Consider the following 26,278-nt stretch of genomic DNA (forward strand, 5'->3'; position numbering starts at 1 on the left):
CCGCTCCCGGCGAGGCATCGTGACCTCCCCCGATCGCTACTCCTACGGGCCCTATCACGACGGGCCCGATCCGCTGGCGCCTCCGCTCGACCTGCGGGAGGCGCTGGACCGGATCGGGCGCGAGGTGATGGAGGGCAGTTCGCCGCGCAGCGCACTGCAGGAACTGTTGCGGCGCGGTACCCGCACGATGCCCGGGCTGGAGGAGCTGACCCGCCGAGTGTGGCAGCGCCGCTCGGAGATCTCTCGGCGGCACCGGCTGGACGGCACCTTGCAGCAGGTCCGCGAGCTGCTGAACGAGGCTCTGGACGCCGAACGCGGCGCCCTGTTTCCCGATCCGTCCGACGACGCCAGGTTCGCCGAAGCACAGCTGGACGCATTGCCGTCGAGCACGGCCGCCGCCGTCAACGAGCTCGCCGACTACCGCTGGCGATCCGAGACCGGCCGGGAGAACTACCAGAAGATCCGCGACCTGCTCGGCCGGGAACTGCTGGAATCCCGTTTCCAGGGCATGAAACAGGCCTTGCGGAACACCACGACCGAGGACGTCGAGCGGGTCCGGCGCATGATGTCCGACTTGAACGACCTGCTCGCGGCCCATGCGCGAGGTGAGAACACCGAGCCTCGGTTCGCCGATTTCATGGCCGAGCACGGCGAGTTCTTCCCGGAGAACCCGCGCGACACCGAGGAACTGATCGACGCGCTCGCCGCCCGCGCCGCCGCGGCGCAACGCATGCTGAACTCGATGTCCGAGCAGCAGCGCGCGGAGCTGGCCGAGCTGATCGGCCAAGCGTTCGGCGATCCGCGGATCGCCCAGCAGATAGCCGCGCTGGACGCGAATCTGCGGGCGCTGCGTCCGGGCGAGGACTGGGTCTCCGGGCGGCGGTTTCGCGGCGAAGACCCGTTGGGGCTCGGTGCAGGCGCGCAGGCCCTGCAGGACCTCGCCGAACTGGACGCGCTCGCCGAGCAGCTGGCCCAGTCCTACCCCGGTGCCAGGTTGGAGGACATCGACCTGGATGCCCTGACCCGTCATCTCGGCGAAGACGCGAGCGTGGACGCGGGCCGGCTGGCCGAGTTGGAGCGAGAACTGCGCAGGCAAGGGCTGTTCGAACGCGCGCAAGACGGCTCGCTTCGGTTGACGCCCAAGGCTTTGCGGCGACTCGGCGAGGTCGCGCTGCGCGATGTCGTCGGCCGGTTGCGGTCTCGGCGCGGCGAGCGGGACACGGCCTTGGCCGGTGCGGCCGGCGAGCCGACCGGAGCGTCGCGAGCGTGGCGGTTCGGCGACACCGAGCCGTGGGACGTGTCGCGCACCGTGCGCAACGCCGTGCTGCGATCGGCGTCGACGGGCAGTCGCCGTGTCACACTGGATGTTTCCGACGTCGAGATCATGGAAACCGAGCAGCGGTCCAGGGCGGCCGTGGCGCTGTGCGTCGACACGTCCTGGTCGATGGTGCAGGACGGCCGCTGGGTGCCGATGAAGCGCACCGCCCTCGCCCTGCACCAACTGATCGGCACCCGGTTTCGTTCCGACGCGCTGAGCGTGATCACGTTCGGCCGGTATGCCACGACAGTCGACATCGGCGAACTGACCGCGTTGGAAGGCGTGTGGGAGCAGGGCACCAACCTGCACCACGCACTCCTGCTTGCCGCGGCGCACCTGCGCAGGCATCCGGATGCGGTGCCCGTCGTGCTCGTCGTCACCGACGGCGAGCCCACGGCCCATCTGGAGCCGGACGGCGAGGCGTTTTTCGACTGGCCGCCTGATCCGCGCACCCTGACCGTGACGATGGCTCAGGTCGACGCGCTGGCCAAGCTCGGCGCGTCGGTAACGGTGTTCATGCTCGGCGAGAGCCCGAGGCTGGCCGCGTTCGTCGACCTGATGGCGCGCCGCAGTGGTGGCCGCGTCGTAGCACCCGACCTGGACGGGCTCGGCGCCGCACTGGTCAGCGACTACTTGCGCGGGAGACGCGGTTGAAAGATCTGCATGCGGCTCGCAGCAGGGATTCAGGTCACGGCGCGGCCGGTTCCCTCTACACTGAGCGCGTGTCTGTTCGTCGGCTCGTCGCTGTGTCCCTGTTCGCCTTGCTGACCCCGCTCGCGGCTGCCTGCACGGCAGAAGGGCAGGGTACGAAGACCGACTGCGCTGTGAGTGGTTGCACGGTCACGTTCGCTCGTGGTGTGGACGCCAAGGCGAGCATTCTCGGCATCGAGGCCAAACTCCTTGCGGTGAACGGCAATCTGGTCACTCTTTCGGTCGCTGGTCAGGAGGTCACCGTTCCGGTCGGGGAAACCCAGTCCGCGGACGGGCGCACCGTCACGGTGCAGGAACTCACCAATGACAAGGTCGTGGTCAAGATTTCCACCGGCCTCACGGGCGGCTGACGCCCTCCACTCGTTGTTCGCGCGTCGATTCGCCCGACCGATATCGAGCGGCGGCAGCCGGGGCCATGGGCCAACTGCCGCTCCGGATAGAACGGGTCTGCTGGCATGCCATCGTGGCCGGTGCGCGGAATCGGCTGCGCGCCGCGCCGGCAAGGAACCGGCTGCACCTGGCCGGTCCGGCAATTGCAGGCCGATGACTACAAGACGAGTCGACCCGTGGGCAGCGGCCCTGGAAGTCGGGCGGCGAAGCTACTGCGTCTGCGTCACGGTAGATCTCGCATGCGTTCTCGATGGCGAGAGTCGCGCGATGTAACCCGTAGCGGAGCCGAAGCAACTGAGCGGCAGTTTCAAGGATTCGCATGAAAACCGAAAGGTATTGAATACCAATAGGTATTGAATACCGAATGGTATTTCTGCCCTTCTTCCAGGGGAATCGGTTTTTACCGGAAATTTCTCCCGGATTTGCTGTGCAACGCCAGGGTTTCGTGTGTAGCGTCTGGAACCCGTAAACACCCGCACATGACAAGTGGTGGCGCGTGATCGGTATTGACGGCTGTCTGAAACGCATCATGGATATTCCCGGTGCGCGCAGTGTGACGTTGGTGGACGGCGCGAGCGGCCTGGCGATCGCCGCGGCCGGGGTGCACGAGCTGGTCGACCAGCACGAGGACGCCGCGGCCACCACCGACGTGGTGCGCGCGGTGCTCGGCTGCCCGGCGCTGTCCACCGGACGCGACGGCGACGACGTCACCGAAATCATCGTCTGCGGGATGAGTGGTTATCACTTGCTGAATCTGGTGAACGGCGACTTCGACGGGCGGCTTTTCGTGCACGTGTTGTTCGACGAGGACACCGGGAATCTGGCCATGGCGCGATTCCAGCTCCGCGGAATTCTCGCCGAATTGGCTGAGGACGGTCTCGGGTGACGGTCATGGGTGTTGATCTCGCGGTCGAATTGCGGCGACTGGAGAAGGAAGGAAGCACCGGCGTGCTGCACGCGGGCGACGGCGCATTTCATCTCGCTGAAGGCGCGGTAGTGTCCGCCGACTGCCGTCGCACGACCGGATTGGACCGGTTGGTGGTCGAGGCGGGCGTGGCGACCGCCGAGGACTGGCAGCGTGCCGGAGCCGGGGACCCCGGCCGCGTGCTGGGGCGGCCACGGCTGGAAACCCTGGCACTGCTGTCGGTGTTCGATGCCGCCTACTTTCTGCTGGCCTCGCGCACCGTCCCAGAGTTCCGGCCCGCGCCGCCGCATTGGCTCGCGCCGGTGTGCCATATCGCGCCGGATGCGCTTGTGCACGAATGCGCCCGGCGCGGCGATCCGGAGTCCGGGCCATGGCCCGCAGACCTGGTCGACCGTGCCCCGGTCGTGCCCGTCCGCCGGGTGCGGCGTCGGCGGGTGGTGCTCACCGGCGGCCAGGCCGAGGTGCTGGCCGCCGCCGATGCCCGGCGCAGTGTCGCGGCGATCGGCCGTGAACTCGGCCGCACCACTTATGGCTGTCTGGTGGCGGTGCGGGATCTGACCGCGGTGGGGCTGATCGAGCCACCCGTCGCGAGGCTCGCTCCGGTGGCGGCTGAGCCGATCGTCCTGGCCGCGCCGATGGCCGCTGAGCCGGAAGCGTTAGTTCCTGTTCCTGTTCCTGGGCCTGCCGGTGCCCCCGGTCGGCTGCCTCGACGCCGGGTGCGGCAACCGGCCGCACCGGTTCCCGTCCCGGACCGCTTGGAGCTTCCGGACCGCGACCTACTCGTCCGCCTGCGGGCGGCTTTGGAGGAGTTCGCGTGACGACGCGGAAGAAGTTGCTGGGCGAACTGATGGGAAGGTTGACCAAGGTGGGGATGTCCGGACCGGAACCGAACGCGGCGGTGCTGACCGAGCTGAAGGCACTGCGCGATCGCGTCCCGCGGCTGACCGGCGTGCTGGTGGCGTCGAACGACGGGCTGCTCGTCGCGCACGACCTTCCCGCACACATCGAGCCGAACGGCATGGCGGCAATGGCCGCCTCGCAGCTGGCGCTCTCACACCGGCTGGCCGACACCGCGCACGGCGGCGGCTTCGACGAGGTCGTCGTGCACGGCAGCAGCGGGCACGTGGTGATCTATTCGGCGGGCTGGACCTCGCTGACCGTGCTGGCGGGCCCCGAGGTGAACATCGGGCGGCTTCATCTGGAGTCGCGCCCGGTGGCGCGCGCGATCGCCGAGCATCTGACGCCGATGACGCAGGACCCCCGAAAAGATCAGACAACGAAAACCAGGTGAAAGGAAAACGGATATGTCGAATATGGATCTGGCCCTCAAAGACATGATGGTGATCGATGGGGCGATAGGCGCCGCCGTCGTCGACTACAACAGCGGCATGGCACTCGGGATGCTCGGCAGTTCCAAGTCTCTGGATCTCCAGGTCGCGGGCGCGGGCAACACCGAGGTGGTGCGCGCCAAGCTGCGCACCATGGACCAGCTCGGGCTCAAGGACGACATCGAGGACATCCTCATCACGCTGTCCGGCCAGTACCACATAATCCGGCCGATGACCGGCCGAAAGTCCAAGGGCCTGTTCCTCTACCTCGCCCTGGACCGAGGCCGCGCGAACCTCGCGCTGGCCCGGCATCGCCTCAGGGGCATCGAGGAGGATCTGGAAGTGTGAGCCCGACCCGGTGGGCGGCTGCGCCCGAGTGTGGTCGAGAACACCGGCTTGACCTAAACCCTTGTTCGGGTTCGACGCTGTCTTGTGTATCGAAATGCGTCGAAGGGAATGTGCCATGCCTGACAACCCGATTCAGCTCGCCGTGATCATCGGCAGCACACGTGCGGGCCGCTTCGGCCCGACTGTCGCCACGTGGTTCACCGAGCATGCCGACCGCCGCGATGACGTCGTGGTCGACATCATCGATCTGGCCGAAACACCGTTGCCGGAACGGCTGTCCAGCCGGCCCGAGCCGGAGGCGGCCCGAGCGCTGCAGGTGGTCAGCCCGAGGCTGGCCGCGGCGGAGGCGTTCGTCGTGGTGACACCGGAGTACAACCACAGCTATCCGGCGTCGGTCAAGAACGCGATCGACTGGCATTTCACCGAGTGGCGTGCCAAGCCGGTTGGTTTCGTCTCCTATGGCGGCCTTTCCGGCGGTTTGCGTGCCGTGGAACACCTCAGGCACGTGTTCGCCGAGCTGCACGCGGTCACCGTGCGCGACACGGTGAGCTTCCACGATGTCGGTAAGCAGTTCGATGCCGCGGGGCGGCCGGGGCACCCGGAAATGCCTGTCGCCGCTGCCGATCAGCTGCTCGACCAGCTCGTGTGGTGGGCGCGGGCGCTCCGGTCGGCGCTCGCCGAACGTCCCTATCCCGCCTGACGGCCCTCTCGGCGCGAGTTACGGGATCAGGCGGTAGAAGCGCCAGAAGCCGAAGTCGTCGATCGGGAGCACCTCGACGTCGGTGAAGCCCGCTTCGCAGGCGTAGCGCCGCAGGGTGCTGTGCCGCATGACGGTCCCGGTGGCCGCCGAGTCCGGATGCGAGCGGCCATCGGGCATGCAGATCAGCACGCTGAAGCCGTACATCAAACGGTCGATGTCGTCGGCGGGCGCTCGGAAATCCGGCGCCACCGCCTCTGGGGCGGGGTCGCCGCTCGGGAGTTGCCCTCGTGGGTGTTGAGCCAGGCTCCGACGAACATCAGCCCGGCGCCGACAGCTTGCACCGGTTCGATCGACTCGCCGAGAAACAGCCACGCGCAAGCCAGACCGAAGGCAGGGACCAGGAACATCGCCGAGGCGGCGGCTGCGGGGCCGACCAGGCCGACGGCGCGGTAGTACAGGACGTAGGCAACGGCGGTCGGCAGTACGCCGAGATAAGCCTGGTTCAGCCAGAATCCGAGACCGAGTTCGGACCAGGCGACGTCGGGCAGGGCGGGCGCCGCGACCACGGCGAGGGCCACTGTGCCCGTGGCCGTGGCGTATACGGTGACGGTGGGGGCCGCGAGCCGGGCAAGTACCGGGGCGCCGAGCAGGGTGTAGCACGCCCAGCAGGCCGCCGCGGCGAGAAAGACGAGGTCGCCGAGCAACCGGTTGCCACCGCCGGAGGGGATCCCGGCGAAGAAGACCACACCGCCGCAGACCGCGACGGCGAGGCCCGAGGCGCGCTGGGCGTTCAGCCGGGTGCGACCGAGCAGGGCCGTGACGGCGACGGTGACCACGGGCGCGGTCATCGGCACGATCACACTGCCGTCCGCGGCGGGCGCCAGCGCCAGTGCGAGGAAGAACAGGAAGTTATAGCCGAAGACGCCGATCAGCCCCAGCCACGCGACGCGCCCGGCTTCCTTGGTCGCCAGCCGGGGCAACCGCAGGGCGACGAGCAGGACGGCCGTGCCTACGAAGAAGCGGAGAAACCCCGCCACCTCGTGCGGCACCACGCCCACCGCCGATTTCGAGGACGCGAACGCGCTGCCCCACAACGCCATGACCACAACGAGCAACAGTCGGATACGCACGAACTCGATCCTGCTGACCCGCCATCCCGCGGTCTTGAACGCTGGTGCGCGAGCACAATGGGGTGATGTCCGACGGTGCGGGTGAGTGGGTGCGGTATCGGCGGATGCCGAATCGCCCGGTGGAACTGATGCACGCGCATTTCGAGCGACACGTCTATCACTCGCACAGCCACGAGACCTACTCGTTCGGTTTCACCGAGTTCGGCGCGCAGAGCTTCGACTGCCGTGGCGCCGCGCGGACCAGTGCGGCGGGCATGGTGATGGCCTTCAATCCCGACGAGCCGCACAACGGGCACAGCACCACCGAGCAGGGTTTCACCTATTCCATTGTGCACATCGGCACTGAACTGGTCGCCGACCTGCTGTCCGATCGGGCCGGCCGTCCGGCAGGGCTGCCGCTGTTCACCGAACCGGTGCTGCACGACCCGATGCTCAGCTCCGCACTGCGCCGCCTCTGCGCCGGTCTGACCGGTCCGGCCACCGAACTCGCCGCGGACGAGGCGTTGGCCGCCTCCGTCGCCGCGATGGTGCAGCGTGGGGCGCGCCGCCCGCTGATGCGCTCGTCCGCTCAGCCCGGGGCGGCGATCGCCCGTCGCGTCCGCGCCGTGCTCGATGACCGGTATCTCGATCCGCTCTCGATGGACGACCTGGTCGAGGCGAGCGGCGCCAGCCGCTTCGCGCTGTATCGCGCTTTCCGCGCGAATTACGATCTCGCGCCGAGCGATTACCAGCGTCTGCTGCGGCTGCGCGCCGCACGCAAGCTGATCGCGGCAGGTCACCCCGTCGCCGAAGCGGCCATCGCGGCCGGATTCGCCGATCAAGCCCATCTCACGCGCTGGTTCCGTCGCTGCTACGGCATCACTCCGGGGATCTACTCCGCGGCGTGACGCACCGTCACCCCAACCCGGGCGGTCGCGGCCAGGGATTGTGCTCTATGTGCTCGACCGACTGGTTGAAACGCGCCACGAGCCTGCTGAGTTGGTCGACATCGGACTCCGCCCAGTCGGCCACGACCGCACCGATGCCCTGCCGGCTCTGCCTGCGGTCGGCGGCCATCAGCTCCGGTCCTTTTGTGCTGGCGCGGATCTTGCGGGCAATGCCTCCTTCGGGGTCGGGTACCCGATCGACCAGCCCTTGTTTGAGCATCGCTGCGACCTGACGGTTGATCGTGGAGATGTCCAGTTGGAACGCTTCGGACAGCTCGCGCAGGCTCAGCGGGGAGTCCAGCTCCAGCCTGGTCAGGATCAAGTAGGCCGAGCGGTCGAGCTGGTAGCCGGGACGGCGCAGCAGAGCGGCGGGGAAGTGCCTGGCCAGCAGCGAGAGTTCGAAGGCGAGGCGGGTCAGCGCTGCGTTGTCGGCGGGGCCGGAATCGGACATGGCCTCACTATGGCACTCGTGGTCGCGGCGGGTTCAGCCGTCCGGCGCGTCGGCGATCGCATCGGCATATCGCCGAGCGAGGGTGCGGAGGTGGGCGACGAGTTCCGGCGGGCCGTCGACGCGGAAGTCCATCATCAGCATGGATAGGTAGATGGCGATGGTCTCCAAAGCGTCCGCACCGGTGTAGAGCACGCAGGTGTCGGCGTCCACGGCTTCGACCACGCCGACCGCGGGATTGATGCGGGCGATCACGACGTCGGCGGGGGCGAGCACGGTGACCCGGGCATGGACCTTCCATCCGGTCGTGGCGATGTGGCGCATGACGAAGGCGACCAGATCGTCCTCGGGAAGCGAGCGCGCGCCGAAGCGTCGGGAGTTCGCCTCGGCCCGCGTGATCCGCGCGACGGGAATGGCTCGCCAGGAATGGTTTTCGAGGCTGTAGGCGACCAGATACCAGCGGCGCTGCCAGCTGATCAGCCGGTACGGCTCGATCTCAGCGGCGGATTCGGGGGTCGTTTCCTCGACGCGGACCGTCGCGCCGCCTCGGATGGCACCCGCAAGGGTGGTGAGCACGGCGGCGGGAACCGGCGCGTCCGGCTCCCGCGACCCCGTCGTCGCCGGGCCGATCGCGGTGGCGTCGCGCAGCGCGGATACCTTGCGCTGCAAGCGTTTCGGCAGGATCTGATCCAGCTTGCCCAGCGCCCTCGTGACGTGCTCGGCGATATCCGCGATGCCGGTGGAGCCGTCCTCGGCGAGCCCGACCGCGACCGCGACGGCCACCGCCTCGTCATCGTCCAGCAGCAGGGGCGGCATGGTGGTGCCGCGGCCGAGTCGGTAGCCGCCGATCGCCCCGCGTTCCGCGTGCACCGGGTAGCCCAGCTCGCGCAGCCGCTGGATGTCATGGCGCAGTGTGCGATCGGTGACGCCGAGGCGCTCGGCGAGTTCACGGCCGCTGCGCGCGCGGTCTTGGAGCAGTGCGAGCAACCGCAGTAGGCGAGTAGTGGTCGAGGCCACTTTTCTCCTTTCCATAATTAGGAACGAAAGTAGCCTAATGGCCGCATAGGCTGATGTCAGCACCGAAAACGACCCGAAAGGCTCCGACATGAACGCCACCACCACCACCGCGACCCAGCTTCCCGTTTGGCGGGACGTGCTCGCCGACGCCTACCGCGCCCTGGAGTCCGTCGTCGCCGGTGTCGGTGCGGACCAGTGGCAGCTGCCCACGCCGTGCGCGGAATGGGATGTGACGCAGGTGGTTCAGCACGCCGCGGGCGATCAGCTGGCGTACGCGAAGTTCCTCGGCATCGGCGACGGTCCGGCCGACAACCCGTTCGCCCCCTCCGGTGCGATCGACGGTTCCGCGTCGAGTCTGGTGCGCGAGGCGATCGAACAGACCTCCGCCGCCTGGGCCACTGTCGACGATGCCACCGAGTCCGTGCCGACGCCACTGCCGCACGGCGCGCTCGCCACTCCGGTCGCCGCGGTCATGTGCGCGCTGGACGCCGCGGTCCATGCCTGGGACATCGCGATCGCCACCGGGCAGCCCTCGCCGTTGACCGACGAACTCGCCACCCACCTCCTCGCCGCCGCGCGGACCATCCACCCGGCGCCCGGCAGTGGCGAGGCGGCTGAAATCGTCGAACCGCTGCGCCAGTGGGGGGCGTATGCCCCGATCGTGGACGGTCAGGTGGACGACACCGCTGTGGCAGCGCTGCTGCGGTACCTGGGTCGGGATCCGCGCGCTTGATCGCGTTTGTCGCGGCGCGATGGTGAACTACCGACTGCTTGGGCAAGGCGAATCCGCACCAGCGCAAGCCGGACCCCGGACGGCGGCCCGCGCGCCGCTGTCCGGGGAGCACGTGAACTCAACGGGCGGTGACGAACCCCTGGGCGACCATCCAATCCCGCGCCACCTCGGCGGGTTCGCGGCCGTCCACGTCGACTTGGCGGTTGAGTTCGGTGATGGCCTCGTTGGTGAGGCGCTGCGAGATCGGCGCCATGATCGCGGCGACCTGCGGGTGCTCGTCGGCGAAATCCTTGCGCATCACCAGCGCCGCATTGTATTTCGGGAAGAAGCCGCGATCATCCTGCAGCAGTACGAGATTCAATGCGGGAATGCGGCCGTCGGTGGCGGCCACCGAGCCGAAGCGGCACTGCTTGCCGTCCGCGGTGGCCTGGTAGACCACGGCGTCCTGGACGATCTGTTTGCGCACCTTGCCTGCGTCGATCTCGTACTTGCGGGTCAGGCCGGGGAATCCGTCCTGCCGGACGTTGAACTCGGTGCCGACGCAGATGGCCGCGGCGGCCGGGTCGGTGTCCACCAGCCGGGCGTAATCCGACAATGTGCGCACCCCGGTCTCCTGCGCGGTCTGTGCGCTCATGACCAGCGCGTAGGTGTTGTTCATCGGCGCCATGGCCGTCCACACCATGTCGTGCTCGGCGAGGTCGGCGGCGCGGACCGCCTCGAACTGGCCGATCTCGTCGGGCACCGGGGTCTCGTTGCCGAGGTAGTTGATCCAGCCGGTGCCGGTGTATTCGTAGGCGAGGTCGATCTGACCGTGCAACTGGGCATCGCGCACGCTGTTGGAACCTTGGATATTGGTCAGGTCGCGCACGTCGGCGCCCGCGGCCGACAGTGCGAATTCGATGAGATATCCGAGGATGTTCTGCTCGGTGAAGTCCTTGGAGCCCACGGTGACGCGCACACCCTCCAGTTCGGGCACCGGGCGGATGCTGCCCGGACCGACCCGCAGGGGTACCGCGCTGCCGGATTGCAACCCGCATGCCGCCACCAGCGCCATCCCCAGCACCAGCGCGAACATGCGCCACACCCGGGTCATTTCAGCCCCCTCGGCCCGAGGAACTCTTCGGCGAGCGCGCCGAGCCAGTCGACCAGCAGCGCCAGCGATACGGCGAGCACCGCGCCGACCACCAAGGTGACGTTGTCGCGCAGTTTGTAGCCGGTGTCGATCAGAATGCCCAGCCCGCCCGCGCTCACCAGGAACGACAGCGTCGCGGTGCCGACGGCGAGCACCAGCGATGTGCGCAATCCGGCCAGGATATAGGGCACGGCCAGCGGGAATTCGATGCGGCGCAGTACCGTTGCCGCCGACATCCCTTGGCCGCGTCCGGCATCGACGAGCATCCGGTCCACCTGCTGGAAGCCCAGGATGGTGTTGCGGAGCACCGGAAGCAGCGAATAGAACGCGATCGGCGCTACACCGATCCAGAAGCCGGTGGTACGAGTGGCGAGATAGAACATCACGATCAGCCCGATCGCGGGCGCGGCCGCGCCGATATTCGCGATGCCGACGAAAAGCGGTGCCAGGCGGCCGAATCCGGGCCTGGTGAGCAGGGTGCCGAGCGGGACGGCGATCGCGATGACGATCAGCACCACCGTCGCGGTGATCAGCACGTGCTGCCTGGTGACGGTCGCGATGTTGGCCGCGTTGAGACTGGCCTGCTGCGTCATGGTCAGGTCGCGAGCGAACGCCCACACCAGCACGCCCGCGGTGAGCGCGAGAACGACCACGGGCTGCACGAGCAGCCGGATGCGCTCGGCGCTGCGCTGTGCGGTGGGCGTGGTGGTGGCGGTCATGGTGCGTCGTCCGTCGAGGGGGCACGGTCGGCGCCGTGTTCGGCGCGCAGCGCCGACAGGTGTGCCACCAGGGTGTCGATCGTGATCAGCCCGACGTACTCGCCGCGCGCTCCGGTGACCACGGCGGTCGCGCTCTGGTGGGCCAGCAGGGCTTCGAGGGCGTCCTGCAGGGTCGACTTCAGCGACAACGTCTCCGGTAGCGGCGATCCGATCACGCGCAGCGAGTCGGCGTGCGCCAGCTGCTCGGCCGAGACCCAACGCAGCGGTCGGCGCTGGTGGTCGAGCACCAACGCCCACGGCCAGTCCCGGCCCGTGAGCGCGCCGCGCAGCTCCTCGACCGGGTCCTGCTCGGTGGCGGTGGGGCACTCGCCGAGTTCGACGTCCCTGACTCTGGTCAGCGTGAGCTGCTTGAGCGAGGCATCCGCGCCGACGAAACCGGCGACCGTCGCGTCGGCGGGGTCGGCCAGGATCGCGGCGGGAGTGTCGTACTGCAGAATCCGGGATCGGTCCCCGAGCACCGCGATTCGATCGCCGAGCTTGACCGCCTCGGTGAAATCGTGCGTCACGAAGACGATCGTCTTGCCGAGTTCGCCCTGCAAACGCAGCAACTCGTCCTGCAATAGTCCGCGAGTGATCGGGTCGACCGCACCGAACGGCTCATCCATCAACAGCAGGGGAGGATCGGCCGCCAGCGCCCGCGCCACCCCTACGCGCTGCTGCTGGCCGCCGGAGAGCTGACGCGGGTAGCGGTCGCGGAAGGTCTCCGGGTCGAGGTTGACCAGCTCGAGCATCTCGTCGACCCGCGCCGCGATCCGCCGCCGGTCCCAGCCGAGCAGGCCGGGCACGGTGGCGACGTTCTTCGCGACATTCAGATGCGGGAACAGGCCCGCCTGCTGGATCGAATAGCCGATGCCGCGCCGGAGTTCGTCGGGATGGATCGTGGCCGCGTCGCGTCCGCCGATGGTGATGGTGCCCGAGGTGGGCTCGATCAGCCGGTTGATCATTCGCATGGTGGTGGTCTTGCCGCAGCCGGACGGCCCGACCAGCACAACGATCTCACCGGCCGGGATGGTCAGCGAGACCTCGTCCACCGCAGGGCCGCGTTGTCCCGAATAGTGTTTGGTCACCGAATCGAGCACGATCTCTACTCCCGAGACGGCTGGTTCGGCTTCGCCGCCGCGGGTTTCGGTGTCGGTCACGCCATTCCCCTCGAGGTGGTGAGTCGCCCGATGAGGACGTAGATCCCATCGAGCACGAGTGCGAGCACGACGATGAGGATCGTGCCGACCAGAGCCTGCGGCACCGCGTTCGGGCTGCCGAGGCGCGCGAGTCCGGAGAAGATCAGGTTGCCCAGTCCGGGGCCTTTGGCATATGCCGCAATGGCCAGGATGCCCATGATCAGTTGCGTGCTCACCCGCATACCGGCCAGGATCGCGGGCCAGGCGAGCGGCAGTTCGATGCGGGCGAGTACGCGGAGCCGGTTCATCCCGACTCCGCGCGCCGCGTCGGTGACGGCGGGGTCCACCGAGTCCAGTCCTATGATGGTATTGCGCATGATCGGCAGCAGCGCGTACACCACCAGCGCGGTGATGGTCGGCGCGACACCGAGACCGAGGACCGGGATCAGCAGACCGAGCAGCGCGAACGACGGTATCGTGAGCGCCGCGCTGGCCAGTGCGGTGGCGATCGAGGAGCCGAATCGGCTGCGGTAGACCAGAATTCCGAGCAGCACCGACACCGCGGTGGCCAGCAGCACCGATTGCACCACGGCCGAGACATGCAGATAGGAGTCGACGAGCAACTGGTGCCGCCGATGCACGACGAATGTCCACAGCGTGTCCAGGGCCGGACCTCCACATCGGCTGGTCTCCTCGGAGACTATCGCGATTTCCGCGGCGCCGGAGTCGATTCCGGCTCGTACGGATTGCCCTTCCGCAGGGTAATCGAAACCAACCGTATGGTGCCGGGAACTGTTCGGTGCTTTCGCGCGTCGAACTTCATGAGACCGAGAATCGGGATCGTACGGAAACCGGGAATCGATGACACGACAGCTCAGATCACAGCGGGCGCGGTGGATCGCGCTGGCGTTGGTGCTGCTCGGCGTGGCCGCCGCCGGGAACCTCTGGTGGCAGCGGCAGTCGGCCGGTCAGGCTGTCGTGGGCGAGCGCCTCACCGAGTTCCCCGCCCTCGATCGTTCGGCGCTCGATCCGACCCGGGCCGGAATCGTCGCGGTCGCCGAACGCGAGTTCGGGGAGCCGGGCGCGGGCACGAAGTACGCCGAGGGGGCCGACGAGGCATGGTGCGCCGATTTCGTCAGCTGGGTCCTACGCGCGGCGGGCGCGCCACTGGTCAACCCGAACTCGGGGTCCTGGCGGATCCCCGGCGTATACACACTGCAGGAGTACTACGAGAGCACGGGCCGGTTCGTTCCGATCGAGTCCGGATACCAGCCGCGCACCGGTGACGTGCTGCTGTACGCGGAGTCCAGCCCGTTCGGGCAGCATACGAACATCGTTCTGCGGGCCGAGGCGGGTCAGGTGACGACGATCGGCGGCAACGAGTTCGACGAGGTGCGCATCCACCGGTTCACCCTGGCCGACGTGCCGGGCGTGGTCGGTTTCGGCCAATTGTGACCATTGCGCCGGTGCGAGCCGAATCAGCGGGATATGCGGGTGAAACAGCGTGCCGAATAGTCCTACGATGGAGTCGGCGGCGCCCGGCAGCGCCGTCGCCGATCCCCGCCCTGCTTCCCCCTCATCGGCAGGACGGGGATCTCGGGTCAAGGGCGCGCGTGCGGTGGTGCCACAAGATCGGTCGCGTACCGTGTCGGTTGTCCATCGAGAGGTGAGGGTTTCGGAACTACTGATGCAGCCGACCGACGAACCGCGTAGCGAGCCGGCCTGGATCGACTACGCCGAATTCGGCGAGCGTTTCGTCACGCACGCCGTGACGGCGGCCCGGATCGAATCCGCCGTCTCCGGTATGGCGGGCCGCGGACTGACCATCGGCCCGGTGTCGATCGGACCGGCCGGACTCGCCGGTTTCGTCGCCGAAGGCAAAGTCGGCACGCCGCAGGTCCTGCACAGCGGTCCACGTGTGACGTTCGAGGTGACCGTTCCGGTGTCGCTGACCCTGAAGGTGCTGCTGGGCGGCCGGAAACTGCGGCTGGAGGCCAGGGTCGAAATCGATCTGACGCTGCATGCCCGCACCGCGGAACCTGTGCTCATCGTCATCGACATCCCTCCGATCACCCAGCGTGACATCAGCTTCGTGTTGCGCGCCCAAGCGGTGGAGTCGGCCTGGGAGTGGCTGCTCGACCCGATCGCGGGGGTGGTGCAGCGCGAGGTCGCCTCACGGGTGAACGCCATGCTGGCCGATCCGCAGACCCGCCGCAATCTGGTGTTCGACATCGAGGCGATGGTCGCGGGCACTCGCTCGCCGCATCGGAACTCTGCCGGGTTCGACTGGATCTGCTACGACGAGTTCGGTCATCGGTTCTTCTCCCACATCGTGACCCGCCAGCGCGTGTTCGACGTGGTGGAACGATTGGCGGGCAGGCCGATCGAGGTCGGCCCGCTGCGGGCCGGACCGCGGGGCGCCGCGACGGTGACGGTCCGCGGAGCGGTGCGGATCCCGCGGCTGGCGGATCGCTCGGCCGAGCCGGTCGCTTTCGACCTGACGCTGCCGGTCAGCTTGGACATCACTGTGGATATCTTGAAAGCCAATCGCTATCGCGCCGACGTCGAAGTGCCGCTGGTGCTCACCGCCCGAGCGGCCGACCCGTTGCAGGTGGTGATCGACGTTCCGCCGCCGGACCCGGCCGAGGTTCGCATGGAGTTCACCGCGCACGGTGCTCGCGCGGCCACGCTCGGTGCGCTGGCGGGGATCAAGAAGCAGGTCGTGGCGCAGGTCGTCGCGGTGATCGGCAAGGAACTGGCCGATCCGTCGATGCGAACCATCGACGTTGCCGCCCGCATCGACGGTATCGCCTGACCACGCTGCCGCGTGTGGCCAATGTGAAACATGTGTCTCCTGGGTCTAGCGGTTCCCGTGTGAATGTGGTGAAATAAGTACACGTTCGAGGCTCCCGGCGCGCGAGAGATACAGGGGAAGGTGCGCCGGGCACGCTGCTATCCAGGTCGGGTTGCGCGAAGGAGTCCACGATGCGTTCCAATTCGGTATCCCGGCGTGATCTGTTCGCCTATGCGGCCGCGGCCGCCGTGGTCGGCGTGACCGCCGGGGCGGCCCCGGCCTCCGGGCGGCCCTCGCTCGGCACCCTCGTCGATTACGCGGGCGGCGTTCCCTCGGCCGCTGCGATCAAAGAAGCGGGACACCTCGGCGTGATTCGCTATGTCTCCGATCGCAGGCCCGGCGCCGAGTGGATGGTCGGCAAGCCGCTGCGCGTCGCCGAAGTCGAGCAGTTGCAAGCAGCTGGTCTGCGGATCGTTTCGAACTACCAGTTCGGCAAAGGGCCGACCGCGGACTGGCGTGGCGGGCTGGAGGCGGGCAAGCGGCACGCCGAGCGCGGTCTCGCGCTGCATCGCGCCGCAGGCGGCCCGGACAACGCGCCGATCTACGCGTCCATCGACGACAACCCCTCCGCGGTCGACTTCGCCACCATGATCGGGCCGTACCTGCTGGGCTGGCAGGCTGTGCTCGGCAAGGAGAACACCGGCGTCTACGCGAACTCCCCGACCATCGAGCTGGCTGCGGCCGCAGGGTTGTGTTCCTGGTACTGGCAGCACGATTGGGGCACGCCGGACGGCTTCGTGCACCCCGCGGCGCACCTGCACCAATTCGAAATCGACAAGCGATCCATCGACGGGGTGGGGATAGATCTGAACAATGTGCTCGCACCGGAATATGGGCAGTGGTGAATGCCCGGTCTCGCGGTGCGGAGCACTCGGATGCAAGTGCAGAGTGATCGGCCGGGGCAGGTGCTACGTCTGACTATGGCTGAGCGGTGCGACCCGCAAGTCGGGTTCGTCGTCCGGGACGACCCGCAGTGATGGGCGGCCGTCCGGCGCTTCGTGGTCGGCCCGCCAGGAGAACAGCGACCACCGGGACAAACCGGAGAACGCGGAACCGAGGCTGGTGAACGAGAACGACGAGATCGCCGACCCGAACGATCCCACGGACCCGATCGACAGCACCGAGCCGACGCTGCCGATGGACAGGATCGAATAGGCCGAGCCGATCGACAGAATCGAACCTTCGGAGCGGATCGACAAGATCGAGCGGCGCGAGCGCTTGCTCCGGATCGAATGACCCGGGTGTATCGAACTATCGAGGGTCGCCATAGTTAGCGGTCTACCACAGTCCTGGCGGACTCATGCGCCATCGCGGCAGATACTTCCGGGATGTCATCGGCGTAGGAATCAGCGAGGGCGGCGACCCCGATGGAGTCGCCGCCCTCGACCGAAAAATCAGCCGACCGTGAAGAACCCGAGGGTCGGCAGGAACGAGCAGGTCCGCGGCGCGGCGTCGCCGGCTTGGGTGGTCAGTGAGCCGCCGACGACGGCGACGACACGGCCGAAACCGGTATTGGCGATCGCGGACAGCGTGGCGGGGCCGTCCGGGTTGATCTTGGCCTCGTCGGTCAGCGGCAGGACGCCGGACTGGCGGGTGTCCAGGTTCAGCCACTGCACCGTCATCGGCGGGTTCTGCACCGGCGTAGGCGACTTGGTGCCGAGCGCGGTGAACACGAATCCGGTCTGACCGGCCTGCGGGCCGGGCGGCGGCAGCGTGGCCGGGCCGGGCACGGCCAGCGCGGTGCCGATCGAGTCGGCGGTCGGGCTGATGCAACCCTTGCCGATGGTGGGGTACAGGAACTGCGCGATCACCGGGCCGTCCTGCGGCACCTCGGGGCCACCGCCGCCGCTGCCGTCCAGGAAGGTGATGATCCGCTCCAGCGTCGACTTGATCTGCGGCGGCAGATTCAGCGTGGCGAGCAGCCTGCGTGCCTGGTCCAGAATCGCCGACTGCGGGCCGGCGATACCTGCCGGGCTCGCGATGTCCGCCGGGCCCGCGACGGCCCCGACGATGGCGGGAGCGAGCGCGGCCAGCGCGTCCACCGGTACGCCCTCGGGGACCATCGGAACGCTCTGCGTGGTCGCCGCGGGGGCGGGGGCAGCGATTGCTGTCGTCGGTGCGGCGAGCGTGGCACTCGCCGCGATGGCGAGTGCGGACAATGCAATCCGCGATCCTCGGGTGCGAAGCACTGGTCTGGCCGTCCTTACCTCGGGGTACAACTGGGTTCGATCCTAAAAGGCATCGTTTCGGGGGTCACTCTAGGGACATTGCGGCTATGTGTACAGCCGCGACGTCCGAATGGCGCTGTGGACGATCAGTGTTAACAGACGATAGTGCGCCACTGGTGTTACTGGTGTGAAATTTGATGCAAATGTTACCAGTGGTTCGAGGGTGGCGCGGGGTTGATTCGCGCTGCGGTTAATCTAATCCGTGCCGTCCGCGCTGTCGCCGGAACACTCCGAAGTTCGGGCGTGCCGAACCGACGCACCGCACCCGAACCGAAAGCAGCGATTTGAATCGTCACCTCCGATGGGCTGTGTCGGTGCTCGGTCTGTCCGTGCTGGCGCGGTTGCTCTGGATGTTGCTGTCTCCGAACGGCATGAACCTCGTCGACCTGCACGTCTACGTCGGCGGATCGGCCGCGCTGCTGACCGATCAGCTCTACGACTTCACCTATGCGGAGAAGACCCCGGACTTCCCGCTGCCGTTCACCTATCCGCCCTTCGCGGCACTGGTGTTCTTCCCGCTGCACTACCTGCCGTTCACCGTCGTCGCGGTGGCCTGGCTGCTGGCCATCGCCGCGGCACTGTATGCCGTGGTGCACGTCAGTTTCGAGCTCATGTTCGGTGCGGAGACACTGCGGGCGCCCCAGTGGCGGGCGGTGACAGTCGGCTGGACCGCGCTGGGGCTGTGGCTGGAGCCGGTGCGGACCACGATGGACTACGGCCAGGTCAACGTGTTCCTGGTGCTCGGCGCGATGCTCGCGGTGCGCAGTTCGCGATGGTGGGTCTCCGGCGGGCTGGTCGGGATCGTCGCTGGCGTCAAGCTGACGCCCGCGATCACCGGTCTGTATTTCGTCGCGCGGCGGCGGTGGGCGACCGTCGCGTGGTGCGTGCTCGTTTTCGGCGCGACGGTGGGACTGAGCTTCTTGATCGCGCCGATCGAGGCGCGGAGGTACTTCGGCACGCTGCTCGGCGACGCCGATCGGATCGGGCCGGTGGGCTCGGTGTGGAACCAGTCGCTGCGCGGCGCGCTGAGCCGAATCCTCGGATACGACGTGGAATCCGGACCGTGGTGGATCGCGGCTGTGCTGGTGGTCGCGGTGCTGGGATTCCTGGCCTGGCGCTCGCTCGAGCCGGACGACCGGCTCGGCACACTGATCGTGGTGCAGCTGTTCGGACTGATGATCTCGCCCATCTCCTGGTCGCATCACTGGGTGTGGCTGCTGCCGACGGTGCTGTGGCTGGTCTACGGGCCGCTGCGCTCCGCACCGGGCGCGCGGATCATGGCGGGATTCTGGGTGGTGACCATGCTCGTCGGCGTGCCGTGGGTGCTGTCGTTCTTCCAGGATTCGATCTGGACCATTTCGCGTCCGGGCGTGTTGGCCTGGCTCGGCGCGGTCGACGTCCTCGGCGTCGTGGTGTTCTTCCTCTGGATGATCCGGTCCGGACACCGCCGCGCGCGGTCGAGCCCAGAGCAGGAAGCGCGCGTTGCCGCGGAGGGCCCCGCACGCGGCGCCTAGACACCGCTGCGTGGGGCTAGCCCACCCGGAGGAGGAGCCGACGTAACTGTGGATGGCCTCGCGTGTTGACAGCCGTCGAGCCCGGTGGCCATCTCCAGAGGCCGAACATCCGGGTTTTCAGCGCAGGTGCAAGCGCAACACCCCGGCTCAGCTCCCGCTTTCGAGCGAAGCGAGACCGAGCATTGTCCGTTCGCGGCCCGGCTCGCGTCCGAGCGGCCGCCGCGTCCGCGACGAATCGCCAGCGGCAGCCACTAGCCCACACGGGTGTCGGCGAACATAGGTGCTGTGGTTTCCGCACTACGTGACCACTGGGCCCGACTCCCGTTTTCGAGCGAAGCGAGACCGAGCATTGCCTGTTCGCGGCCCGGCTCGCGTCCGAGCGGCCGCCGCGTCCGCGACGAAGTCGCCAGCGGCGGTCGCTCGGACGCGAGCCATCAGGGGGCCGCGAACACGCGGCACCGCAGGTGCCGCAAATCAGACACAGCGGTCTATTTCGTGCGCCAGCGCGACGTCCAGCGCGGTGAGCCCACCCGCGGAGTGGGTGGACAGTGTGAAGGTGACGTTGCGCCAACGAATGTCGATGTCCGGATGGTGGCCTGCTGTCTCGGCGACCTCGGCGACCTGGCGCACGAGTTCGATGCCCGCCGGAAACGTGGGCGCCTTGACGGTGCGGACCAGGCTGTCCCCTGATCGAGCCCACTCGGGCAGCTCGGTGAGGGCCTCGGCGATTTCGGTATCGGAGAGCAGTGTCTGCTGCGCCATAGCTCCTTACTCCTCGCATCGGGCCGCCCCGAAAAGGGTGCGGCGCTGATCAGGCGGCGCGCGCCTGCTTGAGTGCCTTCTTCAGATCCTTGCCGCAGATCCCTGCGGCTTCGCACTTCTTCATCCGCATGATCACAACGGGGCACTTTACGCAGCGCGTCTTCTTCCGACAGCACTTCTTCTTCGGCTTCAGGCTCGACACCTGCTTGGCTTTGACCTTGCCCACGGCGGTTAGCATACCCTTAGTACAAAGCCTGAAACGTTGCGGGAACCGGACTGCCGGTAGGGTGTACCTGGCCGCGATGCCCGGTGAGTTTCGATTCTCCACCTGTCTGCAGGGGTCGGCCGAGCACCAACACCTAACAGCAGGAGGATTCAGGCGTGTCGTCTGCACGCGATTTTCGCAACGTCGCCATCGTGGCCCACGTCGACCACGGTAAGACGACCCTGGTCGACGCCATGCTGCGCCAGTCCGGTGCCTTCGCCGAGCGGGCCGAACCCGTCGATCGCGTGATGGACTCCGGCGACCTGGAGCGCGAGAAGGGCATCACCATTCTCGCCAAGAACACCGCGGTGCACCGGCACCACCCGGATGGTTCGGTCACCGTGATCAATGTCATCGACACGCCGGGTCACGCCGACTTCGGCGGCGAGGTGGAGCGCGGCCTGTCCATGGTGGACGGCGTCGTGCTGCTGGTCGACGCGTCCGAGGGACCGCTGCCGCAGACTCGATTCGTGCTGCGCAAGGCGCTTGCCGCGTCGTTGCCGGTGATCCTGGTCGTGAACAAGACCGACCGCCCCGACGCCCGCATCGAGGAGGTCGTCGAGGAGAGCCACGATCTGCTGCTGGATCTGGCCTCCGACCTGGACGACGCCGCGGCCGAGGCCGCCGAGCTCGCGCTCGACCTGCCGGTGCTGTACGCCTCCGGCAGGGAGGGCAAGGCGTCCAAGGAGCGTCCGGAGAACGGGCATGCGCCGGACGCGGAGAATCTCGACGCGCTGTTCGACGTGCTGATGGAGTACATCCCGGCGCCCAAGGGCGATCCGGCCGCAGCGTTGCAGGCGCATGTCACCAACCTGGACGCCTCGGCCTTCCTCGGGCGTCTCGCGCTGGTCCGCGTGCACAACGGCGAGCTGCGCAAGGGGCAGAACGTCGCGTGGATGCACGCCGACGGCGTCAAGCAGGTGAAGATCACCGAGCTGTTGCAGACGATCGGCGTGGAACGCCAGCCCGGCGAGGTCGCCGTGGCGGGCGACATCGTCGCCATCGCGGGCATCCCGGACATCATGATCGGCGACACCCTCGCCGACCTGGACAATCCGGTCGCGCTGCCGCGCATCACCGTCGACGAGCCCGCCATCTCGGTCACCATCGGCACCAATACCTCGCCGCTGGTCGGCCGGGTGCAGGGCCACAAGCTCACCGCCCGCATGGTGAAGTCGCGGCTGGACCAGGAACTGGTCGGCAACGTGTCGCTGCGTGTGCTCGACATCGGCCGCCCGGATGCCTGGGAGGTGCAGGGCCGTGGCGAGCTGGCGCTGGCCATCCTGGTGGAGACCATGCGCCGGGAGGGCTTCGAGCTGACCGTCGGCAAGCCGCAGGTGGTCACCAAGCAGGTCGACGGCAAGGTGCACGAGCCGTACGAAGAGCTGACCATCGACTGCCCCGAGGAATACCTCGGCGCCATCACCCAGCTGCTGGCCGCACGCAAGGGCAAGATGGTGCAGATGAACAACCACGCCGCGGGCTGGGTGCGGATGGAGTTCATCGTCCCCTCGCGCGGCCTGATCGGCTTCCGTACCGACTTCCTCACCGAGACCCGCGGCACCGGCATCGCCAACGCGGTGTCGCACGGGTATGCGCCATGGGCGGGTGAGATCAGGGCCCGGCACACCGGATCGCTGGTGTCCGACCGGTCGGGCACGGTGACGCCGTTCGCCATGATCCAGCTGGCCGACCGCGGACAGTTCTTCGTCGAGCCCGGCGCGGACACCTACGAGGGCCATATCGTCGGCATCAACCCGCGTGCGGAAGATCTCGACATCAATGTCACCCGCGAGAAGAAGCTGACCAATATGCGAAGCTCCACGGCCGACGTGATCGAGACCCTGGCCAAGCCATTGCAGCTGGATTTGGAAGGCGCGATGGAGTTCTGTGCCGCCGACGAGTGCGTGGAGGTCACGCCGGAGGTGGTCCGGGTGCGCAAGGTGATGCTCGGGGGGAACGAGCGTGCTCGGGAACTGTCCCGGCGCAAGGCGCGGGACCGCGCGGCGCTGTAATCACTTCCCTCGGAACGGAACCCGGCGTCGCGCTGGCGCCGGGGCTCCGGGCGGTTCGTATGGCCGATCGATGACGCGGCATCCGCTGGCGTGCTCGTGACCGCCGCGGCTGGGGGAGAGGCAGCGGTGAAACGTCGCGGGCTGGTCGGCAATTCATGGCGACTTTCCGAGGAATTCACCATCGCGGGACGGCCCGGCAGTCATCGAATTGCTTGGTTTCGGTTTTTCGCCGGGCCGGGAGCCCTCTTTGGTAGAGGGTGATTGATGCCTTCAGCAGTTAATTGTCACGACAATTCGTTTGGTTCCGATTCGTGCGCAGATTCTCGGAATGTGGAACTCGTGCCGGCTCGCTTCTGCGGCGGCCGAGATTCGACTTCGAGACGTTGCTGCAATTCGCTGTGAAATTCGCTCATCGAAATTGATCTTTACGGTGGTCTCGTTCGGGAATTATGTACCGCATATTCACTACGTTTATCGCGCTACGCGCATGCGGTCGCCTGCGACCAGCCGCGTCCGGCAGCGTGCATGGGGACGGAAAACCTTGCTGTGCAGGGGGACTGGCGGCTGGGGAACCAGCGGCGCCTACCCTGGAAACGCGCGCGAGTGCGGAGCTTCCCTGCTGTTCGGCATGTCGGCGCGATTGTTCATTTTCGAGTGCGGCGCCATCGATCGCCGGAGTTGTCGGCGTCATCGCCGTGCATATCGATAGGGCTCTCCGCTTGCGATGCGGCGAATGGTCGAGGATTGCGGACGTCGCAGATGCGCCGAATATTTGCCGGGTGACGATGGCGTCGGCATCGCGCGGTGTCGCAGACACGGTGGTGCGTGCGCGGTTTCTTCTTCGCCGATATGGGATCGGTATCGACGAGCACTCTCGTGACATCAGGAATCTGCGAGCGGACTCGGCCGTACGGTAGAGTTCCCGAGCGTGAAAGTGGGCGCAGGAAAACGCGCAGCGTGGCGTACGTTGTTGCCGACCATGGCGGTGCTGGCGCTGATCAGCAGCTGTGCGGCGAACCCGCCGCCGCCCATCGAAAGCACCGACAGTCCGAAGACCACGCCGGTCAAGCCCGCGGAGACCAGTGTCGTCGTCGCCTTGGACACCATCGGAACGGCCTTCAATCCGCATCTGCGCTCCGACCAGTCCGCCGCCACCTCGGCTATCGCCTCGCTGGTGATGCCCAGCCCGTTCCGGCCGGTGCCGAGCCCGACCACGCCGGGAGCGACGGCGTGGGTGCCGGACTCGTCGTTGCTGATCTCCGCCGACGTGACCGCGGAGGAGCCGTTCACGATCACCTATAAGTTGCGCAACGAAGCGTCCTGGTCGGATGGTGCGCCTATCGCGGCCGAGGACTTCCGCTACCTGTGGCAGGAGATGATCTCCGAACCCGGCGTCGTCGATCCGGCCGGATACCGGTTGATCTCGGATGTGAACTCGTCGGCGGGTGGCAAGACGGTCACCGTGGTGATGTCCCAGCCCTATCCCGGCTGGCGCGAGTTGTTCACGGATCTATTGCCCTCGCATCTGCTGAAAGACGCTCCCGGCGGGTTCGCCCGAGGGATGAACGGCCAGGTCAACGGCGTCCGGGTGTCCGGAGGCCCGTTCGGGATCCGCTCGGCGGACCCGGGACGCGACGAGCTGCTGTTGGAACGTAACGACCGTTTCTGGGGGACACCGGCCATGCCCGGCCAGATCCTGCTGCGCCGCGGCGGCACGACCGCGCAGCTGGCGGGCTCGCTGCGCACCGGCGATGTGCAGATGGCGCTGGTCCACGGCGGCGTGGCGACCCAGGCGCAGCTGGGTGCGATTCCGTCGGTGCGGACGGCGATCATGCCGCAGTCACGCGTGCTGCACCTGGTGCTCAACGGGCGCAAGGGGGAGCTGAGCGACCCGCGGGTCCGCTCGGGCGTACTGGCGCTGCTCGACCCCAACCTGCTTGCGACGGTCGGCGCGCAGACCGGCAATTGGGTGGAACCCGCTCGTGCGCAGGTGCTCGCCCCGTCCGATCCCGGTTATGCCCCGACCGCGCCGCCTCGGCCGTCCGCGGACGAGGCGTTCGCGCTGCTCGCCGCGGCGGGGTACGGCCGGGCGCCGGAGCCGCCGCCGGCTACCTCGCCGACCTCGCCCGCACCGCAGCCGCGCACCATCGGCAAGGACGGGAAGCCGCTGACCGTGCGCATCGGCGCGGTCGACAAGGACGCCACCGCACTCGCGGTGGCCAATACCGCCGCCGACCAATTGCGCAGCGCGGGCATCGACGCGACGGTGCGCAGCGTCGCCGCCGACGAGCTGTACGGCACGGAATTGATCGAGGGCACCGTCGACGCAATCGTCGGCTGGGAGGTGGCCGGTTCGGACCCGGCGACCGTGCTGGCGTCCCGCTACGGCTGCCCGCCGCCCGCGGTGCCGGGGATCACAGGCCCCGCGCAGGCCATCGCCGAGGCGGCGCAGCGCGCGCCGAGCAACCTGTCCGGCGTGTGTGATCCGAGCCTGCAACCTGCGATCGATGAAGCGCTGCGTGGCGGCGACGTGGGCCGGGTGATCGTCGAGGCCGAGCCCAAACTGTGGGCCATGGCGACGGTGCTGCCGATCGTGCAGGACAACGCCGTCGCCGCGTCCGGGCCCCGGGTGGACGGCGCCTCGCTCAGCGGCGCCATCCAGGTCGGCATCTTCGGTGACGCGTCGCTGTGGCGCAGGATCCCGTGACCTCGGCCGCAACGGGCGGCCTGCTCCTGGTGCACGCCCATCCGGACGACGAATCCATCACCACCGGAGGGACGATCGCGTACTACCGCCGTCGCGGCGTGCCGGTCACCGTGGTCACCTGCACCCTCGGCGAGGAGGGTGAGGTGATCGGCGACGAATGGGCGCTGCTGGCGGCGGAGCATGCCGACCAGCTCGGCGGCTACCGCATCCTCGAACTGACCCGCGCGCTGGCCGCGCTGGGCGCGGGCCCGCCGCACATCCTCGGCGGTGCGGGGCGCTGGCGTGACTCCGGTATGGCGGGAACCCCTGCCGCGAACAAGCCGCGGGTGTTCGTGGGTTCCGGGGACGAGGCGGTGCACGCCCTCACCGATCTGGTGCTGCGGCTGCGGCCGCAAGTGGTGGTCGGCTACGACCCGAAGGGCGGCTACGGCCACCCCGACCACATCCGTGCGCACGAGATCACCACGGCCGCCGTGCACGCGGCGGCCGGCCAGGGTTGGGACACTCCGAAGTTCTATTGGACGGTCACCGACGCCGATATGCTGCGCCTGCACACCGCCGCGCTGGGCCGGCGCACGGTCGAGGGCTTGCCCGGCGCGCTGCCACCCGGTTGGCGGCTGCCCGCCGAAGGGGAGCTCGCGAGCGTGCCGAGTCACGCGGTAACCACCACGATCGACGTCTCCGATGTGCTGACGGCCAAGCGCGCCGCGCTGCGGGCGCACGCCACCCAGGTCACGGTCGCGCCGTCCGGTCGGGAATTCGCCCTGTCGAACAATGTTGCCCAACCGGTGCTGCCGGAAGAGCACTTCATCCTCGCTCGAGGTCAGCGCGGTCCGCTCGGGCCGGACGGGCGGGAGCACGATTTGTTCGCGGGCTTGGACTGACCGAATCCCGCAGACGTCGCGGGGATGATCCCCAGTATTTCCGGAC

Annotated in this window: 27 protein-coding genes and 1 pseudogene; 16 read left to right on the forward strand and 12 right to left on the reverse strand. The window is 68.0% G+C overall.

Annotated features, from left to right (window positions below; translation table 11 throughout):
- Nucleotides 1–19: 19 nt before the first annotated feature.
- From OHA40_RS21170 to OHA40_RS21200, 7 genes are all read left to right on the forward strand, one after another.
- Nucleotides 20–1,972, forward strand: a complete 1,953-nt coding sequence (locus tag OHA40_RS21170; protein WP_330228629.1) for a vWA domain-containing protein — start codon at nt 20–22, stop codon at nt 1,970–1,972.
- Nucleotides 1,973–2,040: 68 nt separating this feature from the next.
- Entirely contained in the window at nt 2,041–2,379 is a 339-nt protein-coding gene (locus OHA40_RS21175) for a hypothetical protein (RefSeq protein ID WP_330228630.1), read from the forward strand.
- 536 nt (nt 2,380–2,915) lie between these two features.
- The gene (locus OHA40_RS21180; protein ID WP_330228631.1) at nt 2,916–3,305 is read left to right on the forward strand and encodes a hypothetical protein; all 390 of its coding nucleotides are present in this window, start codon (nt 2,916–2,918) and stop codon (nt 3,303–3,305) included.
- A gap of 5 nt (nt 3,306–3,310) precedes the next feature.
- Complete coding sequence (locus tag OHA40_RS21185) at nt 3,311–4,162, forward strand: hypothetical protein (RefSeq protein ID WP_330228632.1); 852 nt, start codon at nt 3,311–3,313, stop codon at nt 4,160–4,162.
- A complete protein-coding gene (locus tag OHA40_RS21190; protein WP_330228633.1) occupies nt 4,159–4,635 on the forward strand; it encodes a roadblock/LC7 domain-containing protein in 477 nt (158 codons plus the stop codon). Before OHA40_RS21185 ends, OHA40_RS21190 begins: the two co-directional genes overlap by 4 nt.
- Before the next feature lie 13 nt (nt 4,636–4,648).
- Entirely contained in the window at nt 4,649–5,020 is a 372-nt protein-coding gene (locus OHA40_RS21195) for a hypothetical protein (RefSeq protein WP_330228634.1), read from the forward strand.
- A 115-nt stretch (nt 5,021–5,135) separates the two neighbouring features.
- A complete protein-coding gene (locus OHA40_RS21200; RefSeq protein WP_330228635.1) occupies nt 5,136–5,720 on the forward strand; it encodes an NADPH-dependent FMN reductase in 585 nt (194 codons plus the stop codon).
- An 18-nt stretch (nt 5,721–5,738) separates the two neighbouring features.
- On the opposite strand, the pseudogene OHA40_RS21205 reads toward OHA40_RS21200, so the two are convergent.
- Nucleotides 5,739–5,975 (reverse strand): annotated as a pseudogene (locus OHA40_RS21205) (SAM-dependent methyltransferase); the annotation flags it as partial.
- On the reverse strand, nt 5,924–6,850 hold the full coding sequence (locus tag OHA40_RS21210; protein WP_330228636.1) for a DMT family transporter: 927 nt from the start codon (nt 6,848–6,850) through the stop codon (nt 5,924–5,926). The gene OHA40_RS21210 and the pseudogene OHA40_RS21205, both read right to left, overlap by 52 nt.
- Nucleotides 6,851–6,915: 65 nt before the next feature.
- Between OHA40_RS21210 and OHA40_RS21215 the strand changes: the two genes are divergently transcribed.
- Nucleotides 6,916–7,737: an AraC family transcriptional regulator gene (locus OHA40_RS21215; RefSeq protein ID WP_330228637.1), complete on the forward strand. Its 822-nt coding sequence runs from the start codon at nt 6,916–6,918 to the stop codon at nt 7,735–7,737.
- Between the two features lie 7 nt (nt 7,738–7,744).
- On the opposite strand, the gene OHA40_RS21220 is transcribed toward OHA40_RS21215, so the two are convergent.
- Both OHA40_RS21220 and OHA40_RS21225 read right to left on the reverse strand, forming a co-directional pair.
- Complete coding sequence (locus tag OHA40_RS21220; RefSeq protein ID WP_330228638.1) at nt 7,745–8,227, reverse strand: MarR family winged helix-turn-helix transcriptional regulator; 483 nt, start codon at nt 8,225–8,227, stop codon at nt 7,745–7,747.
- Between the two features lie 33 nt (nt 8,228–8,260).
- Nucleotides 8,261–9,241: a helix-turn-helix transcriptional regulator gene (locus OHA40_RS21225; RefSeq protein WP_330228639.1), complete on the reverse strand. Its 981-nt coding sequence runs from the start codon at nt 9,239–9,241 to the stop codon at nt 8,261–8,263.
- 88 nt (nt 9,242–9,329) lie between these two features.
- Here OHA40_RS21225 and OHA40_RS21230 point away from each other — a divergent pair, with 88 nt between their 5' ends.
- Complete coding sequence (locus tag OHA40_RS21230; RefSeq protein WP_330228640.1) at nt 9,330–9,974, forward strand: TIGR03086 family metal-binding protein; 645 nt, start codon at nt 9,330–9,332, stop codon at nt 9,972–9,974.
- Nucleotides 9,975–10,092: 118 nt separating this feature from the next.
- Here OHA40_RS21230 and OHA40_RS21235 read toward each other — a convergent pair whose 3' ends face one another.
- From OHA40_RS21235 to OHA40_RS21250, 4 genes are read right to left on the reverse strand one after another with little or no spacing between them, the layout of a single operon-like run.
- Complete coding sequence (locus OHA40_RS21235; RefSeq protein ID WP_330228641.1) at nt 10,093–11,067, reverse strand: glycine betaine ABC transporter substrate-binding protein; 975 nt, start codon at nt 11,065–11,067, stop codon at nt 10,093–10,095.
- Nucleotides 11,064–11,825: an ABC transporter permease gene (locus OHA40_RS21240; protein ID WP_330228642.1), complete on the reverse strand. Its 762-nt coding sequence runs from the start codon at nt 11,823–11,825 to the stop codon at nt 11,064–11,066. Before OHA40_RS21240 ends, OHA40_RS21235 begins: the two co-directional genes overlap by 4 nt.
- A complete protein-coding gene (locus OHA40_RS21245) occupies nt 11,822–13,024 on the reverse strand; it encodes an ABC transporter ATP-binding protein (protein ID WP_330228643.1) in 1,203 nt (400 codons plus the stop codon). Before OHA40_RS21245 ends, OHA40_RS21240 begins: the two co-directional genes overlap by 4 nt.
- The gene (locus OHA40_RS21250; protein ID WP_330234307.1) at nt 13,021–13,668 is read right to left on the reverse strand and encodes an ABC transporter permease; all 648 of its coding nucleotides are present in this window, start codon (nt 13,666–13,668) and stop codon (nt 13,021–13,023) included. The genes OHA40_RS21245 and OHA40_RS21250 overlap by 4 nt, the downstream gene beginning before the upstream one ends.
- Before the next feature lie 196 nt (nt 13,669–13,864).
- Between OHA40_RS21250 and OHA40_RS21255 the strand changes: the two genes are divergently transcribed.
- The 3 genes from OHA40_RS21255 (at nt 13,865) to OHA40_RS21265 (ending at nt 16,702) form a co-directional block, all read left to right on the forward strand.
- Nucleotides 13,865–14,458 carry a CHAP domain-containing protein gene (locus OHA40_RS21255; RefSeq protein ID WP_330228644.1) on the forward strand — a complete coding sequence of 198 codons (594 nt, stop codon included), beginning with the start codon at nt 13,865–13,867 and terminating at the stop codon, nt 14,456–14,458.
- 232 nt (nt 14,459–14,690) lie between these two features.
- Nucleotides 14,691–15,818, forward strand: a complete 1,128-nt coding sequence (locus tag OHA40_RS21260; protein ID WP_330228645.1) for a hypothetical protein — start codon at nt 14,691–14,693, stop codon at nt 15,816–15,818.
- Nucleotides 15,819–15,988: 170 nt separating this feature from the next.
- Complete coding sequence (locus tag OHA40_RS21265; protein ID WP_330228646.1) at nt 15,989–16,702, forward strand: DUF1906 domain-containing protein; 714 nt, start codon at nt 15,989–15,991, stop codon at nt 16,700–16,702.
- A gap of 63 nt (nt 16,703–16,765) precedes the next feature.
- Here the strand turns inward: OHA40_RS21265 and OHA40_RS21270 are convergent, their stop codons facing one another.
- Entirely contained in the window at nt 16,766–17,125 is a 360-nt protein-coding gene (locus tag OHA40_RS21270) for a hypothetical protein (RefSeq protein ID WP_330228647.1), read from the reverse strand.
- A gap of 126 nt (nt 17,126–17,251) precedes the next feature.
- Complete coding sequence (locus OHA40_RS21275) at nt 17,252–18,046, reverse strand: Rv1157c family protein (protein WP_330228648.1); 795 nt, start codon at nt 18,044–18,046, stop codon at nt 17,252–17,254.
- A 323-nt stretch (nt 18,047–18,369) separates the two neighbouring features.
- Between OHA40_RS21275 and OHA40_RS21280 the strand changes: the two genes are divergently transcribed.
- Nucleotides 18,370–19,599 (forward strand): mannosyltransferase, encoded by a 1,230-nt coding sequence (locus tag OHA40_RS21280; RefSeq protein ID WP_330228649.1) that lies wholly within the window; start codon nt 18,370–18,372, stop codon nt 19,597–19,599.
- Between the two features lie 474 nt (nt 19,600–20,073).
- On the opposite strand, the gene OHA40_RS21285 is transcribed toward OHA40_RS21280, so the two are convergent.
- Entirely contained in the window at nt 20,074–20,361 is a 288-nt protein-coding gene (locus OHA40_RS21285; RefSeq protein ID WP_330228650.1) for a 4a-hydroxytetrahydrobiopterin dehydratase, read from the reverse strand.
- Nucleotides 20,362–20,410: 49 nt separating this feature from the next.
- A complete protein-coding gene (locus OHA40_RS21290; RefSeq protein ID WP_167489963.1) occupies nt 20,411–20,587 on the reverse strand; it encodes a hypothetical protein in 177 nt (58 codons plus the stop codon).
- Between the two features lie 155 nt (nt 20,588–20,742).
- On the opposite strand from OHA40_RS21290, the gene typA reads away from it, so the two are divergent.
- From typA to mshB, 3 genes are all read left to right on the forward strand, one after another.
- Nucleotides 20,743–22,641 carry a translational GTPase TypA gene (gene typA, locus OHA40_RS21295; RefSeq protein ID WP_330228651.1) on the forward strand — a complete coding sequence of 633 codons (1,899 nt, stop codon included), beginning with the start codon at nt 20,743–20,745 and terminating at the stop codon, nt 22,639–22,641.
- Between the two features lie 979 nt (nt 22,642–23,620).
- Nucleotides 23,621–25,348 carry an ABC transporter family substrate-binding protein gene (locus OHA40_RS21300; RefSeq protein ID WP_330234308.1) on the forward strand — a complete coding sequence of 576 codons (1,728 nt, stop codon included), beginning with the start codon at nt 23,621–23,623 and terminating at the stop codon, nt 25,346–25,348.
- Complete coding sequence (mshB, locus tag OHA40_RS21305; RefSeq protein WP_330228652.1) at nt 25,330–26,232, forward strand: N-acetyl-1-D-myo-inositol-2-amino-2-deoxy-alpha-D-glucopyranoside deacetylase; 903 nt, start codon at nt 25,330–25,332, stop codon at nt 26,230–26,232. Before OHA40_RS21300 ends, mshB begins: the two co-directional genes overlap by 19 nt.
- The last annotated feature ends 46 nt before the right edge of the window (nt 26,233–26,278 follow it).

The sequence above is a fragment of the Nocardia sp. NBC_00508 genome, assembly GCF_036346875.1.
Lineage (GTDB): Bacteria > Actinomycetota > Actinomycetes > Mycobacteriales > Mycobacteriaceae > Nocardia.